Below are 26,413 nucleotides of genomic sequence, written 5' to 3'. Positions count from 1 at the left end.
GACGTCGTCCCGGACCTGATCCGGGACCGGTGGCTGTCTTTAGGCGAGAGCGTGCTGCGCGCGCAGCAAGGTGGGCCGTTCATGGCCAGCGGTCCCGGATCAAGTCCGGGACGACGATTACATCTGCGGCCACGCCAGTGTCGGCGGCTGGCTGAACCGGTTCATCTCCAGCACAACCCTTGCGCCCGCGCCCGGCTCCAGCCTGAGCGCCACGTCGCGATCGCCCACCGGCATGCGCCTGTCGCCGATCCGCACCGCCTCGATGCGATGCTCGCCATAGCCGCCGCCGCGGATCACCAGCCGCCGCGCCAGCGCGGGGTTGAGGTTCACCAGCGAGAGCGTCGTCGTCCCGGCATCCATCTTCTCTACCAGTGCCGCCACGTCTTCGGGCAGACCCGGACGCTTGCGGTCGGCGTCGAAGTGCCGCAACCGCGCGAAGAGCAGCGTGCCGCCCTGGTTGGGAGAGGTCTTCGACCACGGCGGCCGCGCGACGTGGATCGCGCCCATGGTCTGGTGCAGCAGCGCCGTCACCGAGACCGGGTTACGCTCGATCGGGTTGTCGGCAAGGCGAGTGGCGGCAGTCGTCCTGTCCTCGTGGACGCGGACCATCTGGGTGCGCACGCGCTCCATGTCGTCCAGCAGCGACTGTTCGGCCCAGCCGTCCTGCTTGCCGTCGAGGAACTGCGTCCACGGCGTCTGCTCCATCGCCGCGCGGTCGGCCTCGGCTTGCGACAAGTACCAGATCTCGCCGGTATTGAAGCGGTAGGGGCCGGGCTTGAAGCTGTACCACCCCTGCGCACCGTGCATCGTGGGTGCGGAGAGCACCCCGTCGATCTTGCGCGACTGTGCGTTGATCGCCGCGTTCTGGTCGCGCCAGACTTGCAGGTAGCGGTCGTCGCCGGTCGCCATATAGGCATTCATGAAGCCCATGATCGCGCGCGGGATGCGGTTGCGGTCCTCGCGCTTGCCGGTGACGGGGTTGATCGGGCTGAACCCCCAGCCGTAGGTGCCGCCCCACCAGTGACCGCCCGCGCCGCCGCCGACCTTGCCGTCCGGCCCGATATTGCTGGGCAGGATGCCGCCGTTGGCCTTTGCCCGCGCCGCCCATGCCTCGACATACTCCAGCATCCAGTCGCGGAAGCGCGCTTCGCCGGTCAGCATCCAGGCGTTGAAGCCCAGCGCGGTCGAGTGCAGGTTCAGCGGGTTGTCGCCGACCGTCTCGGTATATTCGCGGTAGTGCTCCAGCGTGTCCTTGTAGCTCGATTCGCCGTGGACCATCTCGAACGGCGCGGTGTCGAAGGGGTCGCCCGCCCAGTCGAGCATCGTCGCCGGGCGCATCAGCGGGCCGATGCTGCCGTTGAACATCGAACGGATGAGCCTCAGCTTCGGATCGTAGTTGCGCGCGATGGGATCGCGGCCGGTGTAGAAATCGGCGAAGCGGCGGGCGCGCTCGATCAGCTTGCGGTCGTCCGGGTTGCACAGGCCGAGCTGGTTGAAGGTGGTCAGGCCCTCGCTGATGTGCTGCCAGTCCATCTGCGGCGGGAATTCGCGCACGTACATGCCGTTCCGGCCCATCAGCACGTCTTTGGTGCGGGCGCGGGAGTATTGCGCGAAGTGGGCTTCCTGCACCTTTTGTGCGAGGTCGAGCAGGCCCGCCTCGCCGCCGATGAGGTAGAGGTAGGGCCAGTCGTTGATCGCCTCGATGGCGTCGTCGGGGCCGTCGTTGGCGCCCCAGCGCAGGAACGCCTCGATCTCGTGCTTCGCGTTGAAGTAGCGGTCGTGGAAGGCGCGGGCGGCGTCGCCCTGCATGGCGATGAGGTGGCGCTGGAGCACCGCCCAGCGCGGCGCGGCCATCGGCGTGTCGATGGCGATCTCGGCCGATCCGGCGCGGGCTATGGCCGGAACCAGCATCAGCGCGCCGGTGGTCAGCAGTACGGTACGACGGTCGAAATTCATGCGGCAAGCTCCAGTCGCTCGAGCTTCTGCACGACGACGAAATAGGCAACGATGGTCAAGAGGCAATGCGCGCCGACGAAGACGAGCGCGGTGTCGAACGATCCCGCCTGCGCGACGAGGATGCCCACGACGATGGGCGTGACGATCCCGGCGGCATTGCCGAAGGTGTTGAACACGCCGCCCGCCAGCCCCGCCAGCTTGCGCGGCGCCACGTCGGACATCACCGCCCAGCCGAGCGAGGCGACGCCCTTGCCGAAGAACGCGACCGACATCAGCAGCACCACGCCGACCTGGCTTTCCACTTTGGCGGCGACCATGATGAGGCTGGCCAGCAGCATCCCCGCCAGCAGCGGCGCCTTGCGCGCCATCGTGATCGAGCCGGTGCGCGCCAGCAGCATGTCCGACATCACGCCGCCCGCCACGCCGCCGACGAAGCCGCACAGCGCGGGCAGCGCGGCGACGAACCCGGCCTCCATGATGTTGAAGCCGCGATCCTTGACCAGATAGATCGGGAACCACGTCACGAAGAAATAGGTCAGCACGTTGATGCAGTACTGGCCGAGGTAGACGCCGATCATCATGCGGCTGGTCAACAGCTGGCGCACGTTGCTCCAGGTGAAGGTCGGCTCGGCGGCCTTGTCCTTGCGGCCTTCCGGTTCGACCAGGCCGCCGCCTTCGCGGATCAGTTCGATTTCGGCGGCGTTGGCCCACTTGTGGCGGGTCGGCTCGCGGATGAAGGCGGCGAAGGCGCACATCGCCATCAGGCCCAGCGCGCCCATCACGAAGAACACCGCGCGCCAGCCGAATTCATGGACCACCCAGCCCATCAGCGGCGCGAAGGCCACCAGCGAGAAATACTGCGCCGAATTGAAGATCGCCGAGGCCGTCCCGCGTTCCCGCGCCGGGAACCATGCGGCGACGATGCGCGCATTGCCGGGGAACGAGGGCGCCTCGCACAGACCCACGAGGAAGCGCAGCAGGAACAGCTGCGTCACCACCGTCGCGCCGAGGATGAAGCCCGCGAAGCCCTGCAGCACCGTGAAGAACGACCATGTCCCGATCGCGGCGATGTAGATCGGCCGCGTCCCGAACCGGTCGAGCAGCGCGCCGCCGGGGATCTGCGCCAGCGAATAGGCCCAGGCGAAGGCGGAGAGGATGAACCCGGTCTGCACCGCATCGAGCCCCAGCTCCGCCGAGGCCGAAGCCCCCGCGATCGAGAAGGTCGAACGGTCCGCGTAGTTCAGCGAGGTGATGACGAAGATCAGCGCGATGATGAGAAAACGCACCTTCGTCGGGCGCGTACCCGTCGGGGTGGCCGCTTCTATCGAACCTGACAAATCCATCTCTCCATCGCCCCACATCCGCCGCACTGGTTTGCGGCTTTTTCCGTGCCTTCAGACTTACGCGCGCGGCGTCCACTCCATCCATGCCGCTGTGCAGCTTGATCGATGTGCGCTGCGCATCGTCGCCGTCGCTTCGTCATTGCGAGCGTAGCGAAGCAATCCAGTGCGGGGTGGAATTGCCCTGGATTGCTTCGCTACGCTCGCAATGACGGGACGGAGGTTCGGCATTCGACAATCCCGCTTTCTTCCCCAAACCGATGCACCGACTGCATCGATCAAGCCCCTTTTCGCGCACGAAGCAATGAAGCGCCGGGCGTATCAATCTGCGTGTTGTTCGTAGTCTCTGACACCGGTATCAAGCTCGACCATAAAAGGGAGGCTGGGCCGGTCAAGGCGAGGACGGGAAAGTCCCGCGTCGCCGGTCTACAAATGGGGAGGAAATCAGGGTGCGCAGTTCCGCAATTCTTCGTCGTCGCCTGGTGCGCGGTGCGTCCGCGACCGTTCTGGCCGTCGCCTGCATCTCGCCGGCCTATGCGCAGGACGCGCAGACCTCCGAGATCGACGGCGCGACGCCCGCCGACATCATCGTAACCGGCTTCCGCAACTCGGTGCAGACCGCGCAGGCGGAAAAGCGCCAGTCCACCGCCGCAGTGGACGTGATCAAGGCCGAGGACGTCGCCAAGTTCCCCGACAACAACCTGGCGGAATCGCTCCAGCGCATTCCCGGCGTCGCTATCAGCCGCGAAGGCGGTGAGGGCCGCGCGATCTCGGTGCGCGGCCTTGGCCCCGAATATACCCGCGTGCGCATCAACGGCATGGAAGCCGTGGCGACCACCGGCGGTTCGGACGCAGGCGGCGGCGTCAACCGCGGCCGCGGCTTCGACTTCAACATCTTCGCCTCGGAACTGTTCAACTCGCTGACCGTGCGCAAGACCGCCTCGGCCTCGGTCGAGGAAGGCTCGCTCGGCGCCACGGTGGACCTGCAGGCCGCCCGCCCGCTGGACTTCAAGGACAACTTCGTCGTCGCCGGGTCCGCCCGCGCAGGCTACAACGATCTGTCGAAGGCCTGGGACCCGCGCCTTGCGGGCCTCGTCAGCTGGCAGAACGATTCGGGCACGTTCGGCGTCCTCGCCTCGGCCGCGTACTCCACCCGCACCATCGAGGAGGAAGGCCACTCGACCGTGCGCTGGAGCCCGGCGGGCGTGAACGGCGGCTTCAACGCGGCCTCCACCCTGCCCGGATACACCGCCGCCCAGATCAATCAGGCCCCCGCCGCCGACGGTTCGAACTGGGGCGACCTGATCTATCACCCGCGCATTCCCCGCTACGACAGCTGGAAGAACGACATCAAGCGCCTGGGCCTCACCGGCGCCGTCCAGTGGAAGCCCTCGGATCGCACCGAAATCGTCGTCGAGGGGCTCTATGCGAAGTCCAAGACGCAGCGCTGGGAAAACTACATCGAGGCGCTCTCGTTCAGCCGCTCGGGCGCTTCGGGCAAGTCGCAGACCATCATCCGCGACGGCGTGGTCGATGACAACAACTCGCTGGTCTACGGCGTGTTCGACGACGTCGACATGCGCATCGAATCGCGCCACGACCGCTTCAGCACCACCTTCTACCAGTACAACACCGTGGTGAAGCAGGAACTGAGCGATACCTTCCGCCTCAACGGCTATGCGGGCTACTCCAAGTCCAAGTTCGACAGCCCCGAGCAGACCACCGTGGTCCTCGACCGCGCCAACTCGGACGGGTTCTCGTGGGACTACCGCGACAACAGCCGCGCGCCGACCATCAACTGGGGCTTCGATCCCAGCGATCCGGCCAGCTGGTCGTTCACCAACGGCACCTCGGACATCCGCATCCGCAGGAACGAGGTCACCAACGACTACCTCTCGACCAAGCTGGGCGCGGAGTGGGACGTGGCCGACGGCTTCAAGCTGTCGTTCGGCGGCGAATACCGCCGCTTCCGTTACGAGACTTTCGAGAGCCGCCGCTTCGTCGCCGAAACCTCCTCTGGCACGCTGACGCCCGCGCAGGTCGCGGCGCTGACCAAGCCGTTAAACGGCAAGACCGGCGATCCGAACTATTCGGGCTACGTGATCCCCGACCTGCAGGGCTTCGTCGATACGCTCAATATCTATTGCAACTGCGTGACCAACATCAACGGCCGCGACGTGGACTTCCGCGTCAACGGACGTGACGTGGCGGGTACGAACCCCAACGCGACGGCGGCCAGCAACACCGGCTCGATCAAGGAAGTCGACAAGGCGGCGTGGTTCCAGATCGATTTCGAGCGCGAGATCGGCGGCATCATGTTCCGGGGCGATGCGGGCGTGCGCTACGTGAAGACCGGCCAGACCTCGTTCGGGTATGGTCTCTCCAGCGGCGTCGCCACCCCGATCACCGTCAAGCGCAGCTACGAGAACTGGCTGCCCTCGATGAACCTCGTGGCAGAGATCACCCCCGACTTCCTGCTGCGCTTCGGCGCCGCGCAGGTGATCACCCGTCCGGGCCTCGGCGCGCTGTCGCCCGGCGGCAACCTGATCCTGCAGCAGGCGAACCAGGTCTTCAACCAGGGCAACCCCTACCTGAACCCGACCGAGGCGTTCAACCTCGACTTCTCGGCCGAGTGGTACTTCGCACCGGGCTCGCTGCTGGGCATCAGCCTGTTCCAGAAGGATATCGGCTCGCTTTCGGGCACGCAGATCTCGACGCTGGTGCCGTTCGACCAGCTGGGCTTCCCGCTCAACCTCGCGACCGACCAGGGCCTGCCCGCAAACGTGCCGGTGACCGTGCGCCGCACGATCAACGGCGACGGCGGCAAGCTCAAGGGCTTCGAGCTGAACTACCAGCACCAGCTGGACTTCCTGCCGGGCTTCCTCAGCAACCTCGGCATCCTGGCGAACTACACTTACGTCAAGGCGGACCTCAAGTACCCCGGCCCCGGCGGCATCGGCACCGTGGTCGGCCCGCTGACCAACCTGTCCAAGCACACCGCCAACGGCACCCTGTTCTACGAGGACAAGCTGCTCTCCCTGCGCGGCTCGGTGTCCTACCGTTCGGGCTACGTCGAAGCGTTCGGCGGCGGCGCGCGCGATCAGAGCACGCAGGAAGGCGTCAACAGCGCAATCAACGTCGATGCCTCGATCGGCGTCAACCTGACCGACAAGATCACCCTCACCATCGAGGGCAACAACCTGACGAACGAGGTCAAGGACATGTACATCGGCGATGCCGACCGCGTCGTCCTCAACCACAGCTTCGGCCGCCAGTTCTACTTCGGCGTCCGCTTCAAGTACTGACGACCTGTCCCGGCCCCCGCTTAACCGCGAGGGCCGGGATTTTTTCGGTCCAAAATTGATAGCGCTATCCAAACCGGGAGAGATGACGTGACCAAGGGCTTCGAACTGAGCCGCCGCGCGGTGGTTGCCGGCAGCCTCGCGCTGCTGGGCACGCGCCCCTCGCTCGGCCTTGCCGCCGAGCCTTTGAAGCGCACACCCTTCCCGGTCGAGGACGACAACGGCCGTCCGATCGCGCCTCCCCCGCCCGGCTACTACGACGTCGCCACGCGCAGCGGTCCCGGCCTTCCGGTCACTCCCGAAACCGAGCGCGGCGGCTGGGTCACCAGCGAGGCGGCGGTGGACCGCAAGGGCGTGCGCTTCAAAGGCCCCGGCGCGCCGCCGAAGAACGCGCTGCCGTGGAACGATTCCGACTCCGGCCGCGTCGTCACGCAGGGCCTGATCCCGCCGGTGAAGCCGCTGATCCACGTCCACTTGCGCGACACCATCGTATGCCTCGGCGGTGACGGCTTCTACTACATGACCGGCTCCACCGGCGACGACATCTGGAAGGCCAACGACGGCGTCGAACTCTGGCGCTCGGCCGACCTCGAGCAGTGGGACTACCTCGGCCTCGTCTGGAGCATCGAGAAGGACGGCGGCTGGGAAAAGCAGTGGACCGTGCGCAAGGGCGACTACTTCCGCGCGATCTGGGCGCCGGAGATCCACTACATCAACGGCAACTACTACATCTGCCATTCGATCAGCCGTTCCGGCATCGCGATCCTGCGCAGCACCTCCGGCAAGGCGACCGGCCCCTACGTCCACGCCTTCTCGCCCGACAAGCCGCTGCGCAACGGCATCGACGCCACCCTGTTCGGTGACGACGACGGCGCGGTCTACCTGACGTACGGCGGCGCCTTCGAGATGGTGCGCCTGAAGCCCGACCTGTCCGGCTACGACGGCGAGTGGACGCCGATCACGCTGGAAACCCCTGACCCCGACCCGCTGCACCACAACAAGAAGTGCGTTCACCGCGGCTTCAAGGACATCGGCTTCGAGGGCGCGACGATGTTCAAGCATGACGGCAAATACTACCTCGGCGCCGTCGACCGCTTCCACCCCAACCGCTATTCCTTCGCGCTGGCGACCTCGGACACGCCTTTCGGCCCGTACCGCGACCGCTACGAGAGCGTGCCGTGCGGCGGCGGCGGCAACATCTTCAAGGACAAGGAAGGCCGCTGGTGGTGCACCATCTTCGGCAACGACGACGAGGCGCCGTTCCGCGAAAAGCCCGGCATCGTGCCGGCGCGCATGGACGAGAAGGGCCATCTGGTGCCGGACTTCACGCCGCGCACGTAATTCCTGGGCGCGCGATCATCGCAAACTCTACGACGGTCATTCCCGGGAAGGCGGGAACCCATCTCCTGACATTTCGTGTTGCACCGGCATCAAATGGGTCCCCGCCTTCGCGGGGATGACCAGGAGTGTTTCAATTAGACGAAGCGCCCCTCCGCCACCCCGCTCAGCCTGAGCGGGGGGAGAGTAATGACCGCCCGACGCTTACTGCACCGAAGGATGCGGGTCCATTTCCAGCCGCGCGCCCGGCAGCGCGGTGTCCGGCGTAACCCCGCCCTGCTCCAGCACGTGGCGCAGATAGCGCGCATAGTCCGACTTGCCGAGCCGCGAGATCGCCCGCTCCAGTCCCGCTTCGCTGATGAAGCCCCGGCGATAGGCGACTTCCTCGGGGCTGGCGATCTTGGTGCTCTGCCGCTTTTCGAGGATGCGCACGAATTCAGCTGCGTCCATCAGGCTGTCGGGCGTCCCGGTATCAAGCCAGGCGTAGCCGCGCCCCATCATCTCCACCGACAGCTGGCCGCGTTCCAGATAGGCGCGGTTGACGTCGGTGATCTCCAGTTCGCCGCGCGGCGAGGGTGCGAGGTTGGCGGCGATGTCCACCACTTGCGCATCGTAGAAGTAGAGCCCGGTCACCGCCCAGTTGGAACGCGGCAGGCTGGGCTTCTCCTCGATCGAGACGGCGCGCGCCCGGTTGTCGAACTCGACCACGCCGTAACGCTCGGGGTCCTGCACATGATAGGCGAAGACGCTCGCCCCGCGCTGGCGCTCGCCGGCGCGGGCGAGGAGGTCGGGCAGGCCATGGCCGTGGAAGATGTTGTCGCCCAGGATCAGCGCCGAGGGCTGCCCGCCCACGAAATCCGCACCGATCACGTAAGCCTGCGCCAGCCCGTCAGGGCGCGGCTGGACCGCGTATTCCAGTTCCAGTCCCCATTGCGACCCATCGCCCAGCAGTTCGCGGAAGGCGGGCAGGTCGCGCGGGGTGGAGATGATCAGGATCTGCCGGATGCCCGCCAGCATCAGCGTGCTCAACGGGTAGTAGATCATCGGCTTGTCGTAGACCGGCATGAGCTGCTTCGAGGTCGACAGCGTCATCGGATAGAGGCGCGTTCCGCTGCCCCCGGCGAGAATGATGCCTTTCATGAGCAGGCTCCTGCGAACTGATTAAGGGAGTGATGCCGGGCGACCAGCCGCTGCACGATAGGGCGCAGGGAGGTCCGCCACGGCGGCAAGGTGAGGCCGTGCACCGCCGCGATGCGCGCGCAGTCGAGGCGGGAGTCCGCCGGGCGACGCGCCACGGTGGGATAGGCGCTGGTCGGGATGGCGCGGACCTGTGCCCATGGCCCGCCCATTTCGTGCGAGAGGTCGAACACCGCCTCGGCAAGCTGCGCCCATGAGGCGTCGCCCTGCCCGGTCAGGTGGAACACGCCGCGCAGGCACGGATCGGGGTCCGCCAGCAGGTTGCGCGCGACCGCGATCACACCCTCGGCGATGTCGAGTGCGCTGGTCGGGTTGCCGAACTGGTCGGCGACGACGCTGACCTCCTCCCGCTCTCGTGCCAGTCTCAGCATGGTCTTGACGAAGTTGCCGCCGAACGGGCTGTAGACCCAGGCCGTGCGCAAGACCGCGCTGTCGGCGCCATGTGCGGCCAGCACCGCGCGCTCGCCTGCGAGCTTGGTGGCGCCGTAGACCCCGGCCGGATCGGTCGGCGCATCCTCTGTGTGCGGCCCCCCCGCATCGGCGGCGAAGACGTAGTCGGTGGACAAATGCACCAGCGGCACGCCGAGATCGCGCGCGGCAAGCGCGATCGCCTCCGCCCCGTGCTCGTTGACCGCCTGCGCCTTGCGGCGATCGGTCTCGGCCGCATCGACGGCGGTGTAGGCGGCGGCGGAGACGATGGCGTCGGGGCGCACGGCGGCCAGCGCATCGCGTACGCTCTCGGGCCTGAGCAGATCCAGCACCGGACGTCCGACCGGCAGGACCTCGACCCCGAACGCCGCGCCCCGCTCCATGAGCGCGCGCACGACCTGCCCTCCGGTGCCGGTGACCGCCAGTCTCACGCGGCGACCTCCTGCATCAGCCCGAGGCGCTCGCCTTCGTACCGGGCGCGCAGCGGGCGCCACCACCATTCGTTATCGATGTACCACCGGACGGTGCGGCTGATCCCGGTCTCGAAGGTTTCCTGCGCCTGCCAGCCGAGTTCGCTCTCCAGCTTGCTCGCGTCGATGGCGTAGCGGGCGTCGTGGCCGGGACGGTCCTCGACGAATTCGATCAGGCGTTCGCGCGGCACCGGACCCGGCGCCATCGCATCGAGGATCATGCAGATGCGGCGCACCACGTCGATGTTGCGGCGCTCGTTGCGGCCCCCGACATTGTAGGTCTCGCCCAGCCGCCCGCGCGAGGCGATGCACTCCAGCGCGCGCGCGTGATCGTCGACATAGAGCCAGTCGCGCACATTCTCGCCCCGGCCGTAGACCGGCAGGCGGCGCCCCTCCAGCGCGTTGAGGATGGTCAGCGGGATCAGCTTCTCGGGGAAGTGATAAGGGCCATAGTTGTTCGAGCAGTTCGAGACGACCACCGGCAAGCCGTACGTGCGATACCAGGCTTTGACGAGGTGATCCGACGCCGCCTTCGAGGCCGAATAAGGCGAGCTGGGATCGTAGGGCGTGGTCTCCTCGAACAATCCCTCGTCACCGAGCGAGCCGTAGACCTCGTCGGTCGAGACATGGAGGAAACGAAAGCGGTCGCGCTCGGTCGCGGGCAGGCGCTGCCAGTAGTCGCGCGCGACTTCGAGCAGGGTAAAGGTGCCCACGACGTTGGTGGCGATGAAGTCCCCCGCGCCGGTGATCGAGCGGTCGACGTGGCTTTCGGCGGCAAGGTGCATCACCCGGTCGGGGCGGAACTGCGCGAAGGCTTCGGCCATCGCCGCGCGGTCGCAGATGTCGGCGCGCACGAAGCGGTAGTTCTCGCGCCCGGCCACGCAGTTCAGCGAGGCGAGGTTGCCCGCATACGTCAGCTTGTCGAGGTTGAGGACGGTGTCCCCGCGCGTCTGTACCAGATGGCGCACCAGCGCCGAGCCGATGAAACCCGCCCCGCCGGTCACCATCACGCGCATGCGGCAAGTTCCTCGAAGAAGAAGTGCGCGGGCCGCTCGCACAGCAACGGCTGCGCGCGGTCCTTGGGCGAGAGGCTGGCGGGATTGGCCAGATCGGGCCAGGCGATCGCCAGAGCCGGGTCGTTCCAGCGCATGCCGAGGTCGCATTCGGCGCAGTAGTAGTCGGTCACCTTGTAGGCGACGACGGTGTCGGGCAGCAGCGTGCAGAACCCGTGCGCGAAGCCGGGCGGTATCCACAGCTGGGTGCCGTTGTCGGGCGTCAGCGTCTCGGCGATCCAGTGGCCGTATGTGGGAGAGCCGGCGCGGATGTCCACCGCCACGTCCATGATCGCGCCCGCGGTGCAGCGCACCAGCTTGCCCTGTGCATGCGGCGGGCGCTGGTAGTGCAGGCCCCGCACGGTGCCGACGGCAAGGCTGCAGGACTCGTTGTCCTGCACGAAGGCCGCATCGCCGCAGTGCCGGGCGAACAGGTCGTGCCGGAAGGTTTCGGCGAACCAGCCGCGCGTGTCGGCGATCCGGCTGGGCACGAAGGCGCAGGGACCGGAAATCTCATAGGTCTTGACGATCATGGTCGAGGCTCCCGCTCCCCCGGCCGGGCGAGAAAGCCCGGATGCGCGTATCCGCGTAGCCGCAACGATCGGCAGGCCCCGCTAGGGACAAGAAGCCAGATTTGCCGGGCAGCCGCCATTCGGCGATGACCGCCCCGAGTATTCTATTCCGACTTCGCCTTTATGACTTTTACGCAATCCGTAAGAGGCACGATTACGTGTCTTCCAATAGAAGTGCCGCTCAGTCGCGTATCTTGCGCCCGGAACATCGGTCCGCAGTAATCGTTCCCCATCGACTTACCGCAATGCTGCAACGCCGCAGCAACAATCCTTACCCATCCGAGCACTGATTTTTACGGCATTGTCAAACTATTAATCATCATCCATGGTGCCTGACACGCATGGGGGCGAAAATGCGAAGAGGGGCATACGAACCGACATGCCGGCATCCATTTCCATTGCGATCACGAATTCGATCATCCGCGAAGGTCTAAGGCGCATATTCACGGATGCGGACTTCGAGGTGTCGGAATCGGTTTCCGCTCTCGAAGAACTGAACCTTGGTCTTTCCGAAGAAGAGGTTCAGCACATCCTCGTCGTCGAGCGCGAATTGCTGCAGGATAATTGCACCGCCATCGTCGGAACCATGCAGCACGACCATCCCGAAATGCGGATCATCGTGCTTACCGGCGCTTTCGATTTCGACGAGATGGTCGCGCTCTATGCGGCCGGAGCCTATGCCTATTTTCCCGACAACGTGCCTTATCTTTCACTGGTCGCGATCCTGCAGATGGTCTCGAACGGGCAGAAGGTGGCGCCGCCGGAGGTGATCGACTTCCTCGTCAGCCTGCCGGCAGCCACACGGCACGCCGCCCCCGCCCCGGCGATCGAGGCGTTCGGGTTCCGCGACCGGGAACTGCGCGTCCTGGAGCATCTTGCACTCGGCCAGCCCAACAAGGCGATATCGCGCGAGATGGGCATCAACGAAGCTGCGGTGAAAGCGGCGGTTAAGGCCATCCTGCGCAAGCTCGGGGTGGAAAACCGTACCCAGGCCGCAGTAATGGCACGCGAGTTAATTAACAGGCCTTCCAGCCTCGTCGGTCAGGAGGCCGTGGAGGGAAACGTCGATATTCCTCAGACGAGCCATCCCCCGCAGCCGAGTCTGTTCGATCATGGCTCGACCTCTTCCGATTCAAGCACTAGGCGCTTCTCCGGGTCGATCCAGACCGACAGGATGATTGCGCGCAAGAGCAGAGACACTTTGTTACAATAGGTGATCCGGAGTCATCTATCTGCTTTTGTTATATTCATGTGTTCCGGATGGGCCGCTTATACTGAATTTTCAGAGTCCCATTATAGTACTGATAAGTGCCTCAAGAGGATGACGAGCTAGGTATATTCCCCCAAAATATTGCGTGACTCTCCGTTAGAGCGATGCGACATTGGGTTCATGGGGTTAACTGACCCCATTAGAGTCTACGGGGGTTTATATGTATCGAATTGAAGGAACCGAGAACGTCCAGCTGACTTCACGCGAACTGGACGTACTTCAGTTTGTGGCCATGGGTCGTTCGGCGAAGGAAACCGCGATCGAACTGAACATCGCGCCCTGCACGGTCGAACGCCACGTCGAGAACGTGCGGCTCAAGACGCGCACTCGCAACCGCGCCCACATGATCGCCTACGTCATCCGCGAAGGACTGCTTCAGTCGCAGGCTAACTGAGTACAGAGAAAAGCAAGAATGTCGGTTAGTATTTGGGAACTAACACTGGCCTCGCATGGCCCAAGACATCAGCAAACCGCCCTTCGGGTCGACAACATCGCTTTCTACGACTTCTCCATCGACAAGCACGTTCCTCGGGCCGCAGCCCACACCGCACTCGAACGATGACGGGGCAATTGAAAGACCCTTTCCGAGTGCCTTAGAACAGGCTTCCTTCCTGACCCAGACCGTCAGGAATGCATGGTCGGAAAACGCATCCGGCCTTTCATTCAACTGCATTAATTCGCGATCGGTATAATACATCGCAGCCAGTCCGGCCGCGTCGTCGACAGAGCGCACCCGCTCCATGTCGATCCCGATCTCCACGTGCCGCGCGAAAGCGACGAGCGCGACCTCTCCGCTGTAGCTCATGTTGCACTGCACATGCGGCACATCACGAAGATGCGGCTTGCCGAAATCGTTCACGCCATAGCGCTGCCGCGATGCCGCAATGCCGAACTCGGCCTCGATCAGCAGGCGCAGCGCGCCATGCGCCGTCAGGTAGCGCCGCGCGAGGGCACAAATCCTGAACCGATCTGCGCGCGCGCGTTCCTCGTCACTCAGGGGCGCGGAAACGTCGCCCGCGTTGTCCGGATCCGCCCGCACCAGCCAAAGCGGAAACGGCGCCGCGATCCGCTCACCGATGATGCCGTGCCGGGCGAGTGTCGCGACGAGATCCTCTCCCATGGCCTCAACGCCGTTGGGGCGCGAGCATCCCGAACCAGAGAAAGTCGCTGAGCAGCCGCGGCGGATCCTCACGCGGCTTGCGGCGCAGCTGCTGCTTGACGAGGTAGAAGCAATGCCCCGCGATCCAGGCGAGATCGGCCGCCAGCGCATAAGCCCAGCCATGGTTCTTGCGGAAATAGCGCCGCCGCGATGCGAACCAGTAACCCGGGACCCGCCGCGCATGAGCGTCCTCGCCGGTGACGCCGGTGCTTTGCCCGGCGACGTGCAGCACCGTCGGACGCGGCGCATACCAGCACTGCCACCCGCGCGTTTTCGCCTCGCGGCAGAAGTCGGTCTCCTCGTAGTAGAGGAAATAGTCCTCGTCGAAGCGAAGCCCTTGCTGCAGCGCCTCGCGGCGCACGGCCATGCTGGCGCCGGAGACCCAGTCGATCTGCTCGGCGCGCCCGTCCATCCGCCGGGCCGTCCTGTGCCTCGCCAGCAGGCGCGAGGCCGGCCCCCAGCGCAAGGCCCGCTCCAGTTCGCCGAGTACGGTAGGGAAGCGGAAGGCGTAAGGCCACGGCGCGCCATCGGCGAGCAGCAGCGCCGTACCCACGACGCCCGCGCGCGGCGTTGCCGCCATGAAGGCGGCCAGTGCATTGGCCGCGCCGGGCATCACGCGCGTATCGGGATTGAGCAGCCAGACCGCGCGGGCCTCGCCGTCGCGAAGGGCGTGCTCGATGCCGAGGTTGCATCCCGTCCCGAACCCGCCGTTGGTCGGCGAACGCACCAGCGTAGCCCAGTCCCAGCCTTCCCGCACGATCGCGGCTTCGAGCGATTCGGCCGAGCCATCACGCGAATCGTTGTCCACCACGATCACCCGCAGTCCCGCGCCGGAGCGCCGCTCGACATCGAGGCTGGCGAGACATTCCGTCACCAGCGCCGCCGTGCGGTAGTTGACGATGACGACGGCGATCGGGAAGTCGAGCCCCCGGCGAACTGCGCGCCCGCTCATTCCGCCGCCTCCTCGAAGAAGTCGAACCGCTCTTCCTGCATCACCGCGGCGCGGCTCCACGGCCCGTGCTCGGACACGGCATCGTCGAGCGCGTTCTGGAACAGCGGGGCGAGCGTGGCGACGTGCGGCTCCTGCAGGTTCGACATGTGGCCGCCGGGAATGTCGAGGATCACGATGTCCTCGCGCACCCGCTTGCCCCAGCCCAGCGCAAAGTCCCGGTAGATCGCGCGGTAAGGGGTATCGTCGGCAAGGTCGGTGTCGTTGGACGCCTTGAACAGCGCCACGCTGGTCGATTGCAGGATGCCGATCGGCCGATGTTCCTTGTGTGCGGCTTCATAGAGCCTGAGGAACGGGATCGCCGGAGCATCCGCTTCCATCGCCGCGTCACCGGCATCGGCAGCGCGCAGGGCATCGACGGTTCGTCGATCCTCGGCCCTCCGCATCCGCGACTCGATCTCCCAGCGAGCGAGGTTCCAGGCGCGGCGGCAGAGGTCGGGCAGCATCTGCAGCGGATTGCCGGACTTCAACACACCGAGCACGCGGCCAAGGCGGGCGCGGCTCTCGCCGAAGCGGTGCTTGCGCGCCTCGACGTCGGCGGCGTCGATCACGCCGACGAAGGCCACCTGCTCGCCCATCGCCTGAAGTTGCTGCGCCATCTCGAAGGCGATCACGCCCCCGGCGCAGAGCCCGGCGAGGAGGTACGGGCCTTGCGGCTGAACGCTGCGCACCTTGCCGATGTAGTACGTCGCCATCTCGTCGATGCGGGTGTGGGCATAGTTGCCGTCCGCCTTGCGCAGCGGCTCGATCCCCAGCACCGGCCGCGCGCCATCCAGTCGCAGCGCCAGGCCGCGATAGAGCAGCGTCTCGCCGAGCCCGTCGTGGATCAGGAACAGCGGCGTGGCCGGGCCGCCCTTACGGATGGTGACGATGCCCTGACCCAGACCAAGACCCGGTGCATCCGCCTCGGCGGCGGCGGGCATATCGGGCGCGCGGCTGTCCGGGTCGATCACGGCGGCAAGCCCCGCGACGGTCGGCTGGCCGAGCATCGCCGCGAGCGGCAGGGTGCGGCCGGTCTTCTTGCGCAGTCGGTTGGTGAACTGCACCGCCAGCAGCGAATGGCCGCCAAGATCGAAGAAGTTGTCGTGCCGCCCGACCGCCTCCATGCCCAGCAGGTCGCACCACAAGTCGGCGATGACCTGTTCGGCCGGGGTCGCGGGCAGATCCGCCGGATCGCCCCCGGCAGCCTCGCGGCGTGCGGCGCGCGGCGGGCTGCGCAGGCGCGCGAGCACCGGCGCAAGGTCGTAGGGCGAGATCACCGTATGCGGGCGGCACCGGCCCGAGAGCAGGCGCGCGATCACTTCGGTGCCCTCTTCGGGCAGGATGCCCTCGGAGCTTGCCGCGATCTCGCCGGTGGCGGCCTTCGCGGCGCGCGGCGGCGTCGCGGAGGCGCGGGCGAGCAGCGCCGCGTCGCCCATGTGCATCATCGTGAATTCGCGCACTTCGGCGACGACGAGGCCGTCGGCGTCGGTGATCGTCACGTTGAACACCGCCGTCTGGCCATCGGAAGAGACGAGCCGGATGTGGCTCCACGCGAGCGCGGGCAGCGGGGCGTGGAGCAGGAAGCGGCGATAGGTGAACGGCGCGTAGAAATCACGGCTCCGGTCGCGCCCGGGAATCAGCGTCTGTGCGCCCGCCGTCGCGAAGTCGAGTAGCGCCGGGTGCAGGCCCATCGCCACGGCCTCGGCGGCGTAGGGCGCGGGGAGTTCCAGCTGGAGCAGCGCCTCGCCGTGAGGGGACGCAAGCGCCTGCACGAGCGTATCCCAGCGGGGGCCGAAGTTCATCATCCGCTGGTCGGCGCCGCCGCAGATCGCGGGGCTGCAGCGCTCGGCGATGGCGCCGAGGTCGAGCGTGGAGCGCAGCGGCGTCAGCGTGTGCGGGCGCACCACGCCGTGTGCGTGCTCGGTCCATTCGCCGCCCTGTTCGGGGCGGCCGAGGATGGTGACCTTCCACCCGCTCGCGCCCCGCCGACGGACATGGACCCGCAGCGCGCGCGCCTCTCCATCCGGCACCGCGAAGGGCTTGAGGAAGGTGAAGTCGGACAGTTCCAGCGCGCCCTGGTGGACCAGCGCAACTGCTGCCCGAGACATCTCCAGGAAAGATGTCCCGGGCAACAGCGCACCGGCATCAACGACTCGGTGCTCGTCGAGCACCCAATGCCGCACGGGGGTTAGGATGCCGGTGACCACAAACTCATCGTCGGAAATGGTGCAGAGCCGTTCGAGGAAGGGATGCTCGATCGCCTTCCCTGCCCCGAGGTCGTCGGGCAGCGCGCCCATCCCTCCTTCAGGCGCTCCGCCCTCGCGCCCGCCGAGCGCGGCGGCCATGCCGACTTCGGCCCACTGGCTCCAGCCGACCGACTGCACCCGCGTGCGCGCATCGCTGCGCCGCGATTGCGCATAGGCGTCGAGGAAGGCATTGGCGGCGGCATAGTCCACCTGCCCCGGCAGCCCCGCGAAGGCGCTGACCGAGGAGAACAGCAGCAGGAAGCCCGGCGCCTGACCCTTGAGCGCCTCCTCCAGCGCCAGGGTGCCCGCGATCTTGGGTCGCAGCACGGCGTCCACCGCCTTGCGGCTGCGGGTCTCGATCAGCCCGTCGTCGAGCGCGCCGGCGGCATGGAACACGCCGTCGATCGGGCCGAAGCGGGAAACCGCCTTGCGCACGCCCTTCGCCAGCGCCTTCGCATCGGCGACGTCGGCGACGATCAGTTCCACGTCCGCCCCCGCCGCTTCGAGCGCGAGCAGCTTGCGCACCTTGTCCTCGACGCCCAGCGGCAGGTCGCCGCTTGCGAGGCGCTGCGCCCACTCCCCGCGCGGCGGTAAGGCGCTGCGCCCGACGAGAGCGAGGCGCGCCTTGTATCCGCGCGCAAGGTGGTCGGCGATGGACAGGCCCAGCCCGCCCAGCCCGCCGGTGACGAGATAGACACCGCCCTCGCGCAGCCATGTCGGCTGTCCCTCGGCCAGCGGCTCGCGCGCGTTGCGGTAGGCGAGCGTCCAGCGCTCGCCCGCGCGCAAGGCGACGTCACCGGAAGCACGGGGGCCGGAAACCTCGGCGATCACCGCGTCGGCAAGGTCGGCGGCGTTCACGGCGGCAAGATCGATGTCGATCGCGCGCACCTCGAGTGCCGGATACTCGGCCGAGACGGTGCGCGCGGCGCCGATCGCCGTGGCCTTGAGCGGCATGAGGTCCGCATCGCCCGCCACGCGCTGCGCCTTGTCGGTGACGAGCGCGACGACCACCGGCCCCTCGTCCACTTGCGCGGCGAGTTCGGGCACCATCGCGATCAGCGCATGCAGCCCCCGGTCGAGGATCGCCGCATCCCGGCGCCTCGGCGCGGCTACCCCGCCCGCCAGCCAGCAATGATAGACCTGACGCGGCATCCGCCCGTCTCGGCCCAGCCGGACGAACAGCCGCGCCCAGTCCTCGCGCATGTCGGGCCGCAGCGCGAAGGCGCCTGCAGCACTGGCGGAAAAGCGCGTCGCCGCGTGGACGGTTACGGTCTCCACCCCCGCCTTGCGCAGACGCGCGGCAAGGCTGGCGCCGAACCCGTCGTCATCGCAGAGCACCAGAGCCGGACCACCTGCAGCCCCGCCCACGGCTTCTCCCGCCACCAGATCCTCGCGGCTCCACACCGGCTCGTAGCCCCAGTCGCCCAGCGCGAGGCGGGTATCGGCATCGCCCCCGGAGGCCGCCGTGTGCAGGCTCGCACCCGGCTCGATCCAGTGCCGTTCGCGCTCAAAGCGATAAGTCGGCAGCGGCACGCGCAGGCGGCGCTCGTCACCCCACCATGCGGTCCAGTCGATCTCGACGCCCAGCGCCCAGAGTTCGCCGAGCGCTTCGAGCAACCGCTGGTCGTCGGCAACGTCCTCGCCCGCATGGCGCATCGAGGCGACCACCGGCTGGCTGGCCTTGCGCGCCGGATGCTGGCGGGCGAGGCTGGTCATGGCGCGGCCGGGGCCGACTTCCAGAAGCACCTGGTCCGCCTCGCCCAGCAGGCATTCGAGGCCGTCGGTATAGCGCACCGGCTCACGCAAGTGCCGCACCCAGTATTCGGGATCGGTCGCCTCCGCCGCGCTCACCCAGCGCCCGGTCAGGTTCGAGGCGAAGGGGATCTGCGGCGCGCGCAGCGTGATCGTCTTCAGCAGGGCGCGGAATTCAGGCAGGATCGGGTCGAGCATCGCCGAATGCGCGGCGACCTCGATGGGGATCGGCTGCGCTTCGATCTCACGCGCGCGCAAGTCGTCGAGGAAGGCCGCCACCGCGTCCGCCGCGCCCGATACGACGCACAGGGACGGGGCGTTGATCGTCGCGATCGAAACCCCGGGCGGCAGCATCGGCGCAAGTTCCGCCTCGGAAAGCGGCACGCTGATCATGCCGCCTTTCGCGGTCGTCTCGAACAGGCGGCCGCGCGCGTGGACGATGCGCAGGCCCGCTTCGAGGTCCACCACGCCCGCAACATGCGCCGCAGCATACTCGCCGCAGCTGTGGCCGATCATCGCGGCCGGCGCGATCCCCAGCGCCATCCAGAAGCGGGCGAGCGCGGTCTGGACGATGAACAGCGCAGGCAGCGCGTTGGAGGGACGTTCAAGCTCGGCGGCCGCAGCATCGCGGTCGGCCTCGACCGGGAACAGCCAGCGCTTGAGGTCCGGCACGCCGATGCGCGCAAGCACGGCGAGGCCCTTGTCCACGTCGGCACGGAACGCGGCCTCGGTCTGGTAGAGATCACGCGCCATATCGACATGCTGCAGCCCGCCGCCGCAGAACTGGAAGGCGACCGGGCGGCCGGGCACGCAAACCTGCTTCGCGGACGACTGGCGACTTGCGGTTTCGAGCGCAGCGGCGGCTTCAGCCCCGTCCTGACCCACCGCGAACCGACGCCATGCCAGCGCGCGGCGGCCGGTGTTGAGGGTGAAGGCCGCGTCGGCGAGATGCCGGGCTTCGTCGCCCGTGTTCGCTGCGTTCCCCCTCCCCGCTTCGTCATTGCGAGCCCCGAAGGGGCGCGGCAATCCAGAGGCGGCGTCAACCGCCCTGGATTGCTTCGCTTCGCTCGCAATGACGGAGGTGGTTGCTGGTTGTTTGTTGCTATCTCCGGCGAAATACTGCGCCAGCGCCGCAGCATTGGCATCCGCCGCACCTTGCGTGGCGCCCGAGGTCATCAGCAGCTGGCGACGGCGGCTCGGCCCGCTGGGCGCGCGCGGCGGCGCTTCCTCCATGACGATGTGGGCATTGGTGCCCCCCACGCCGAGTGAGCTGACCCCGGCGCGACGGGGGCGATCGTCGCGCCGGAGCCAGGGCGCGCTGGTGGCCTGTACGCGGAAAAGGCCAGTATCCAGCGCGCATTCGGGATTTGCGGCCCCGAAATGCGGAACAGGGGGAAGCTCGGCGTGGCGCATCGCCAGCGCCACCTTGATGACGCCCGCCGCGCCTGCGGCGGTGTCGGTGTGACCGATGTTGGCCTTCACCGAACCCAGCGCGCAGGGCTCGGGCCTTGCGCCAGACTGGGCGAAGACCTGCCGCAGCGCCGCCACTTCGATCGGGTCGCCGATCGGCGTGCCGGTGCCGTGCGCCTCGACATAGTCGATGGCCGAAGGCGCGATGCCGGACACCGCGAGGGCCTCGGCGATCACCGCCGCCTGCCCGTCCACGCTGGGGGCGAGGTAGCCGACCTTGCCCGCGCCGTCGTTGTTGATCGCCGAGCCCCGGATCACCGCATGGATGTGGTCGCCGGCGGCAATGGCATCCTCCAGTCGGCGCAGCGCCACCACGGCGACGCCGCTGCCGAACACGGTGCCCTTGGAGTCCGCGTCGAAGGGACGGCACAGGCCGTCGGGAGAAAGGATCTCGCCCTGCTCGTAGAGGTAGCCCCGGCGGTGCGGCAGCTCGATCGAGGTTCCGCCCGCGAGCGCCATGTCGCACTCGCCCGACAGCAGGCTCTGCGCCGCCATGTGGATCGAGACGAGCGAGGTCGAGCACGCGGTCTGGACGTTGATGCTCGGCCCCTTGAGGTCGAACAGGTACGACACCCGCGTCGTCAGGAAGTCCTTGTCATTGCTGGTATGGCGCAGCAGGAACAGGCCGACCTCGTTCACCAGCTTGCCGTTGGTGAGCAGGTTGTAGGGCATGTAGGCGTTGTGGCCCGATCCCGCGAAGACGCCGATCACACCGCCTGTTCCCTCGGCAAAGCCCTGCGGCGTATGGCCTGCGTCCTCCAGCGCCTCCCACGAGCATTCGAGGAAGTGGCGATGCTGCGGGTCCATGACTGCAGCATCGCGCTTCGACAGGCCGAACAGCGCGGCGTCGAAGCACTCCATGTCCGCGAGCGGCGCGCCGCGGCGCACGTAGTCGGGGTTGCGCAGCAGGGCGGGCGAGACTCCGGCGGCGAGCAGTTCCTCCTCGGAATAAGTCTCGATCCCGTCGCGGCCTTCGCTCAGGAGCGACCAGAATTCCTCCGGGCCGCGCGCCCTGGCGAAGCGGCACGCCATGCCGACGATGGCCACCGCGCTGGAGGTGTCGAGCGAGGGGTCGAACGGTTCTTCGATGGGCTGGTGCATGGTTTAGACCCTCACGCCGATGCGGGCGGTCGCGCGGCGATTACGTGCCTGATTGCGCATTTCGGCGCGGTTCTGACCGGCGAGCGCGGCGGCATCGTCCTGCCCGCCCGACAAGTGCGCGCCGAGCGCGGCGATGGTCGGGAAGCGGAAGATGTCGGTCAGCGCGACCGCCTGAGCTAGTCCGGCTCCCGTCAGTTCGGCGGACAGGCGGCGGTGGACCTGGATGGCGAGCAGCGAGTGACCGCCGATGTCGAAGAAGTTCTCGGTCAGGCGCACTTGCGGCAGCTTGAGCACGTCGCACCAGATCGCCTGGATCTGGGCCTCCACGCCGGTCGCCGGGGCGGCGCTGTCATCCATGTTGTCGACGACCACGCTGACCGGCTCGGGCAGGGCATTGCGGTCGATCTTGCCGTTGGGCGTGCGCGGCAGGGCTTCGAGCAGGACGAAGTTGCCGGGGACCATGAAGTCGGGCAGCCGCTCCCGCAGATGCGCGCGCAAGTCCTCGACCGCCGGGGCGCCGGTGCGCGGGGCGAGGTAGGCGACGAGGCGGGTGGCGGCGCCTTCCTTGCGGGCGACCACGACGGCCTCGGTAACCTCCGGGTGCGCGGTGAGCGCGGCCTCGATCTCGCCCAGTTCGATGCGGTAGCCGCGGATCTTCACCTGATGGTCGAGGCGGCCGAGGAATTCGAGCGTGCCGTCCTCGCGCTGGCGGGCGAGGTCGCCGGTGCGGTAGACGCGCGCGCGCGGATTGAACGGGTCGGCAACGAAGCGCTCGGCGGTCAGCTCGGGCCGGTCGTGGTAGCCGCGCACGACCCCCGCGCCGCCGATGACCAGCTCGCCCGGCGTGCCCTGCCGCACCGGCTGCAGCCGCCGGTCGAGGATGTAGATCTGCTGGTTGAGCAGCGGCCTGCCGAGCGGCGGCGCGCCCCCTTCATCCAGCGCGTGGACGGCGGACCACACGGTCGTCTCGGTCGGCCCGTACATGTTCATGACGGTGCCGGAAACGAGGCCGGTCATGTCGGTCGCCAGCTGCGGCGGGAACGCCTCGCCGCCGACCATGAGGTGCTGGAGTGCCTGCAGGCGTGGGCGGGCAGCCGGGTCGCTTGCGAGCACCTGAAGCAGGGACGGCGTACACTGCAGGTGCGTCACCCCGTGGCGCGCCATCAGGTCGTGCAGCTGGCGTTCTGCGGCGTAATGGTCCTGTTGAGTGCCGTTGAGTGCCAGTGTGCGCAAACGCGCGATTTGCGGCAGATGTTCGATAACCGTCTGGGAATCCACGCCAAAATCGACGAGGCAGCCGATCTCGTCGACGCCGATCGCCGACAGGCGGTGGACCAGTGCGACGTTGTCCTCAGGCGTGCCGAACAAGCCGCTGGTCTCGAAGTAGCGCTCGAAGGCATGGTCGAGCAGCGCGTCGGTCTCCTCCTCGGAAATGTCGGAAAGTTCCAGTCTTTCAGCACCTTGCGGCGTCTTGAAAGCCGGGAACGACCAGGCGTACTGCTTGAGCAGATTGGTCGAGGTGCGCAGGTACTCGATGAGCGCAGGCTTGACGGCCGCACGCACCGCATCTTCGCTTTCTCCAAGAAAAGTGTGCAACATCAAGGTGATGCGCCCTTCTCCCGAATGCCCGGCCTCGTGCCAGGCGCTACGATAGGCAGCGATCTTGGTCGCCACCTCCTCGATCGACTGCCCCAGCAGGTGCGTCAGCACATTGGCGCCGACCCGCCCTGCCTCGCGGAAAGTCTCTGAATTTCCAGCAGAAGTTATCCAGACCGGCAGCTCCGGCTGGACCGGACGCGGGTACGTGCGCACCGAAACATCGTGCCCCAGCGGCCCCGGATAGGCCCGCGCCTCGCCCCGCCACAGGCCCCGGACATCCTCGACACACCGCTTGAGAACGCCCGCACGATCGGCATAAGCCACTGGATTCAGGACGAAATCGTCCGGCTGCCAGCCGGAGGCGAAAGCAATCCCCACGCGCCCGCCGGACAAGTTGTCGACCAGCGCCCACTCCTCGGCGATGCGAAGGGGATGGTGCAAGGTCCCGATCACGCTGCCGGCACGGATCTGCACCCGCGACGTGATCGCCGCGATCGCCGCTGCGGCGACGGCGGGATTCGGGTAAGGTCCTCCAAAGTCATGGAAATGTCGCTCCGGCGTCCAGATCGCCTCGAAGCCCTCGGCATCGGCGAAGCGGGCGCCTTCCAGCAGGAGGTTGTACTGCTCGGCCGCGCTGCCCGCGCTGGAACTGGCGAAGTAGAACAGGCTGAAACCGACCCGCCGCGCATCCACCGCCGCCACTTCCGGCACATCGCCGCGCACTTCGCGCTCGCTGGCGATGACGATGTGGTAGCCGTGCATCAGCGGCCACATCAGTTCCAGCGTGGAGATGTCGAAGCTGAGGCTGGTGACCGCCAGCCACGTCCCGTCCGGCGCGATCTTGCGGTCCATTCCCGCGTAGAAATTCAGCAGGTTACGGTGCTCGACCATGACGCCTTTGGGCAAACCGGTCGAGCCGGAGGTGTAGATCATGTAGGCCAGGTTCACGCCTTCCGCGCCGCCGTCGAACGGATCGGACGGGCACGCGGCGAAGACCTCGCGCATGGTATCGACGTGCAGGATCGACGCCTCAGTCCGGGGCAGATCGCCCGCCAGAGCGGTCTCGCTGAGGATCAGGCCGAGACCCGAATCCGCCACCATGTGCGCGATGCGATCTCGCGGATAGGACGGATCGAGCGGCACGTAGGCACCCCCCGCCTTGTGCACGCCGATAAGGCAGGCGAGCATCTCGACAGAGCGCGACAGGTGCAGCCCGACGAGAACCTCAGGCCCTACGCCGCGTGCGGCGAGGTCGCGGGCGATACGGTTGGAGAGCGCGTCCAGTTCGGCATAAGTCAGCGAGGTACCGAGGGCGGTCACCGCCGGCTTTTCCGGCGTGCGCGCCGCCTGTTCGGCGAAATGGTGATACCAGGCGGGGCCGGTGAGGAACGGGCCTTCGGTCGCATTCCAGGCGCCGACGATCCGCGCATGTTCCTCGGGCTCGAGCAGCGACAGGCTGCCGACCGGCGCATCGGAGGCACCCGCGCACATCGCCTCGAAGCCGCGCACAAGGTCCTCGGCATCGGCGCGGGCGAGACGGGTGCCGTCGCAAGTCCAACGCAGCGTGCCTTCGGAGGCGCAGACGGCGATGTCGAGTACGGCATCGCTGGCGCGCGCTTCGTCGAGGCGCTTCACGACCTGTATGCTGACAGGGTGGTCGAAGCCGGTCCGCCCGCGCAGTTCCGGGCTGCGAGCGATCAGGTCGGCGGAGATGGCCACGCGGCGGTGCATCCCGGCCACTTCGCGCTCCAGCGTATCGCGCAAGGCGGCGATGGGAGCGCCGAAATCGACCGCAACCTTGAGCGGCATTTCCGGCGCGAACCAGCCCGCCACATCGTCCAGTCGCGCGCGGCTGACACAGTCGCAGTACCCGATCTCGACACTCGCGCGGTCTGCAGCGCGCGCCAGCCATGCGACCAGAGCGGCCAAGGCCTCCCCGGTACCCAACCCCTGCGGCAAGGCGCGGTCAAGGACGAAGGGCTGCGCAGGCCCGTCACCGACGCGCGGAGTGAACTGCGGCAGTTGCAGGCTCTCGCGCTGCTGCAGTCGGCGGCGCCACCATGCCTCGTAGCGTCCGGCGGCGGCATCGAGGCCGTCCAACTGATCACGGCGCGTATCGTCGATCACGGTGAATCCGCCCGCCCCGATGAGCAGTTCACCGACCTGCGCACCACTCAACACTTCGCCCGAAAGCGTGGCGAGGCGATCGATCCGCATGTCCAGATCACCGGTCGCGACCACAGGTGTCGGGCCGGAGACGAGGATAGTGCCCGGTGCGCGGCCCGATGCACTGGCGAGCGGCGTGACCTGCTGTACCAGCAACAGATGCTCGTCCAAGAGCGCCTTTGGAGCGCCCATCGGGTTCGCGTAAGCGCCGAAGTCGAGCGCGCGGACGAAGCGGGCGATCTCCTCGGCCGAGCGGCTCCAATCGATGGTGGCGGCCGCCTGCGGGCGGTCGGCGCGGCCGACCATGCGATCGGGCGCGCGGTCCTGCCGGACGGCCGCTGCGACCGCGCCGCCCAGATCGGCGACGAGCCCTTCGAAGCAGCGCAGGCCCGCCTCGAAGCAGCGGGTGTTGAGCGACAGCGCGGTTTCCTCTTTGGCGATGTCGAAGCGTTCGGCGGCGAGGATGGCGCCTTCGTCCACCGCGCCGGTCATCAGGTGCCAGGTCACGCCGTGGCGCGGCGCTCCGTCCAGCAGCGCCCAGACCGGGGTGTTGAGGCCTGCCAGTTCGGGCAGCGGCCCGTCATGGAAGTTGATCGCCGCGCGCGAAGCCAGCGCCAGAACTTCGGCCGGAAGGACGGCGAGGTTGGAGATGCTGAAGACGTAGTCAACGCTGCCGATTTCGGCCGCCAACAGGGCGCGCGGTTTCTCGAACAGCGCAATGCCGTGACGGCGCGCCCAGTCGGCGGCGGGAGACATCGGCGCCGCGGCGACGGCGGCGATCCGGTGCCCGCGATCGAGGAGCAGCCTGCCGCATTCCGCGAGCAGGGTTTCATTGCCGATGAGAATGCTGCTCATGTCCGAACCAACAGGCGATTGCCCGTTGCCGGTGAAGTCGTCGAAAGACGCCATGTGATGCCCCACGCCTGAATGATTTCCCCCAAGTCGATACCGACTGTATTGGGGCTGAATTTGGAAAACTATGTCCCAAACCCCGCCCCTGTTT

General features: G+C 67.4%; 14 protein-coding genes. 4 read left to right on the top strand and 10 right to left on the bottom strand.

Translation table 11 applies throughout. The features are described 5' to 3' along the window. Positions 1-117: 117 nt before the first annotated feature. Positions 118-1,956, bottom strand: a complete 1,839-nt coding sequence (locus tag BES08_RS15175; protein ID WP_069708809.1) for a DUF8034 domain-containing protein — start codon at positions 1,954-1,956, stop codon at positions 118-120. Continuing rightward, positions 1,953-3,299 carry an MFS transporter gene (locus BES08_RS15170; RefSeq protein WP_069708808.1) on the bottom strand — a complete coding sequence of 449 codons (1,347 nt, stop codon included), beginning with the start codon at positions 3,297-3,299 and terminating at the stop codon, positions 1,953-1,955. The genes BES08_RS15175 and BES08_RS15170 overlap by 4 nt, the downstream gene beginning before the upstream one ends. Positions 3,300-3,745: 446 nt before the next feature. Here BES08_RS15170 and BES08_RS15165 point away from each other — a divergent pair, with 446 nt between their 5' ends. Both BES08_RS15165 and BES08_RS15160 read left to right on the top strand, forming a co-directional pair. Beyond that, complete coding sequence (locus BES08_RS15165) at positions 3,746-6,601, top strand: TonB-dependent receptor (RefSeq protein WP_069708807.1); 2,856 nt, start codon at positions 3,746-3,748, stop codon at positions 6,599-6,601. An 87-nt stretch (positions 6,602-6,688) separates the two neighbouring features. Then, the gene (locus tag BES08_RS15160; protein WP_069708806.1) at positions 6,689-7,939 is read left to right on the top strand and encodes a family 43 glycosylhydrolase; all 1,251 of its coding nucleotides are present in this window, start codon (positions 6,689-6,691) and stop codon (positions 7,937-7,939) included. 201 nt (positions 7,940-8,140) lie between these two features. Here BES08_RS15160 and rfbA read toward each other — a convergent pair whose 3' ends face one another. The 4 genes from rfbA to rfbC are packed head-to-tail and all read right to left on the bottom strand — an operon-like array spanning position 8,141 to position 11,617. After that, positions 8,141-9,076, bottom strand: a complete 936-nt coding sequence (gene rfbA / locus BES08_RS15155) for a glucose-1-phosphate thymidylyltransferase RfbA (RefSeq protein ID WP_069708805.1) — start codon at positions 9,074-9,076, stop codon at positions 8,141-8,143. Next, positions 9,073-9,993: a dTDP-4-dehydrorhamnose reductase gene (gene rfbD / locus BES08_RS15150; RefSeq protein ID WP_069708804.1), complete on the bottom strand. Its 921-nt coding sequence runs from the start codon at positions 9,991-9,993 to the stop codon at positions 9,073-9,075. The genes rfbA and rfbD overlap by 4 nt, the downstream gene beginning before the upstream one ends. Continuing rightward, positions 9,990-11,048 (bottom strand): dTDP-glucose 4,6-dehydratase, encoded by a 1,059-nt coding sequence (gene rfbB, locus BES08_RS15145; RefSeq protein WP_069708803.1) that lies wholly within the window; start codon positions 11,046-11,048, stop codon positions 9,990-9,992. Before rfbB ends, rfbD begins: the two co-directional genes overlap by 4 nt. Then, positions 11,039-11,617 (bottom strand): dTDP-4-dehydrorhamnose 3,5-epimerase, encoded by a 579-nt coding sequence (rfbC, locus tag BES08_RS15140; RefSeq protein WP_069708802.1) that lies wholly within the window; start codon positions 11,615-11,617, stop codon positions 11,039-11,041. The genes rfbB and rfbC overlap by 10 nt, the downstream gene beginning before the upstream one ends. 418 nt (positions 11,618-12,035) lie before the next feature. Between rfbC and BES08_RS15135 the strand changes: the two genes are divergently transcribed. After that, complete coding sequence (locus tag BES08_RS15135; protein ID WP_069709289.1) at positions 12,036-12,869, top strand: response regulator transcription factor; 834 nt, start codon at positions 12,036-12,038, stop codon at positions 12,867-12,869. 217 nt (positions 12,870-13,086) lie between these two features. Beyond that, a complete protein-coding gene (locus BES08_RS15130; RefSeq protein ID WP_008830144.1) occupies positions 13,087-13,320 on the top strand; it encodes a response regulator transcription factor in 234 nt (77 codons plus the stop codon). A 39-nt stretch (positions 13,321-13,359) separates the two neighbouring features. Here BES08_RS15130 and BES08_RS15125 read toward each other — a convergent pair whose 3' ends face one another. The 4 genes from BES08_RS15125 to BES08_RS15110 are packed head-to-tail and all read right to left on the bottom strand — an operon-like array spanning position 13,360 to position 26,319. Next, on the bottom strand, positions 13,360-14,046 hold the full coding sequence (locus BES08_RS15125; protein WP_069708801.1) for a 4'-phosphopantetheinyl transferase family protein: 687 nt from the start codon (positions 14,044-14,046) through the stop codon (positions 13,360-13,362). Between the two features lie 4 nt (positions 14,047-14,050). Beyond that, positions 14,051-15,037, bottom strand: a complete 987-nt coding sequence (locus BES08_RS15120; RefSeq protein ID WP_008830146.1) for a glycosyltransferase family 2 protein — start codon at positions 15,035-15,037, stop codon at positions 14,051-14,053. Further along, positions 15,034-21,645: a type I polyketide synthase gene (locus tag BES08_RS15115; protein ID WP_069708800.1), complete on the bottom strand. Its 6,612-nt coding sequence runs from the start codon at positions 21,643-21,645 to the stop codon at positions 15,034-15,036. Before BES08_RS15115 ends, BES08_RS15120 begins: the two co-directional genes overlap by 4 nt. Positions 21,646-21,648: 3 nt before the next feature. Continuing rightward, positions 21,649-26,319, bottom strand: coding sequence for a MupA/Atu3671 family FMN-dependent luciferase-like monooxygenase (locus tag BES08_RS15110; protein ID WP_083274697.1), 4,671 nt, complete (start codon positions 26,317-26,319; stop codon positions 21,649-21,651). Positions 26,320-26,413: the final 94 nt, after the last annotated feature.

Origin of the sequence: Novosphingobium resinovorum (assembly GCF_001742225.1) — a bacterium.
GTDB classification, from domain to species: Bacteria; Pseudomonadota; Alphaproteobacteria; order Sphingomonadales; family Sphingomonadaceae; genus Novosphingobium; species Novosphingobium resinovorum_A.
The sequence above is the reverse complement of the archived record's forward strand: the minus strand, read 5'-3'. Positions and strand labels throughout refer to the sequence as shown.

What these genes read in the sequence shown, in the direction of transcription:
- BES08_RS15120 (WP_008830146.1), bottom strand. Translation starts at nt 15,037, where the DNA reads ATGAGCGGGCGCGCAGTTCGCCGGGGGCTCGACTTCCCGATCGCCGTC.
- rfbB (WP_069708803.1), bottom strand. Translation starts at nt 11,048, where the DNA reads ATGCGCGTGATGGTGACCGGCGGGGCGGGTTTCATCGGCTCGGCGCTG.
- BES08_RS15135 (WP_069709289.1), top strand. Translation starts at nt 12,036, where the DNA reads ATGCCGGCATCCATTTCCATTGCGATCACGAATTCGATCATCCGCGAA.
- BES08_RS15130 (WP_008830144.1), top strand. Translation starts at nt 13,087, where the DNA reads ATGTATCGAATTGAAGGAACCGAGAACGTCCAGCTGACTTCACGCGAA.
- BES08_RS15175 (WP_069708809.1), bottom strand. Translation starts at nt 1,956, where the DNA reads ATGAATTTCGACCGTCGTACCGTACTGCTGACCACCGGCGCGCTGATG.
- BES08_RS15110 (WP_083274697.1), bottom strand. Translation starts at nt 26,319, where the DNA reads ATGGCGTCTTTCGACGACTTCACCGGCAACGGGCAATCGCCTGTTGGT.
- rfbA (WP_069708805.1), bottom strand. Translation starts at nt 9,076, where the DNA reads ATGAAAGGCATCATTCTCGCCGGGGGCAGCGGAACGCGCCTCTATCCG.
- BES08_RS15115 (WP_069708800.1), bottom strand. Translation starts at nt 21,645, where the DNA reads ATGCACCAGCCCATCGAAGAACCGTTCGACCCCTCGCTCGACACCTCC.
- rfbC (WP_069708802.1), bottom strand. Translation starts at nt 11,617, where the DNA reads ATGATCGTCAAGACCTATGAGATTTCCGGTCCCTGCGCCTTCGTGCCC.
- BES08_RS15125 (WP_069708801.1), bottom strand. Translation starts at nt 14,046, where the DNA reads ATGGGAGAGGATCTCGTCGCGACACTCGCCCGGCACGGCATCATCGGT.
- BES08_RS15170 (WP_069708808.1), bottom strand. Translation starts at nt 3,299, where the DNA reads ATGGATTTGTCAGGTTCGATAGAAGCGGCCACCCCGACGGGTACGCGC.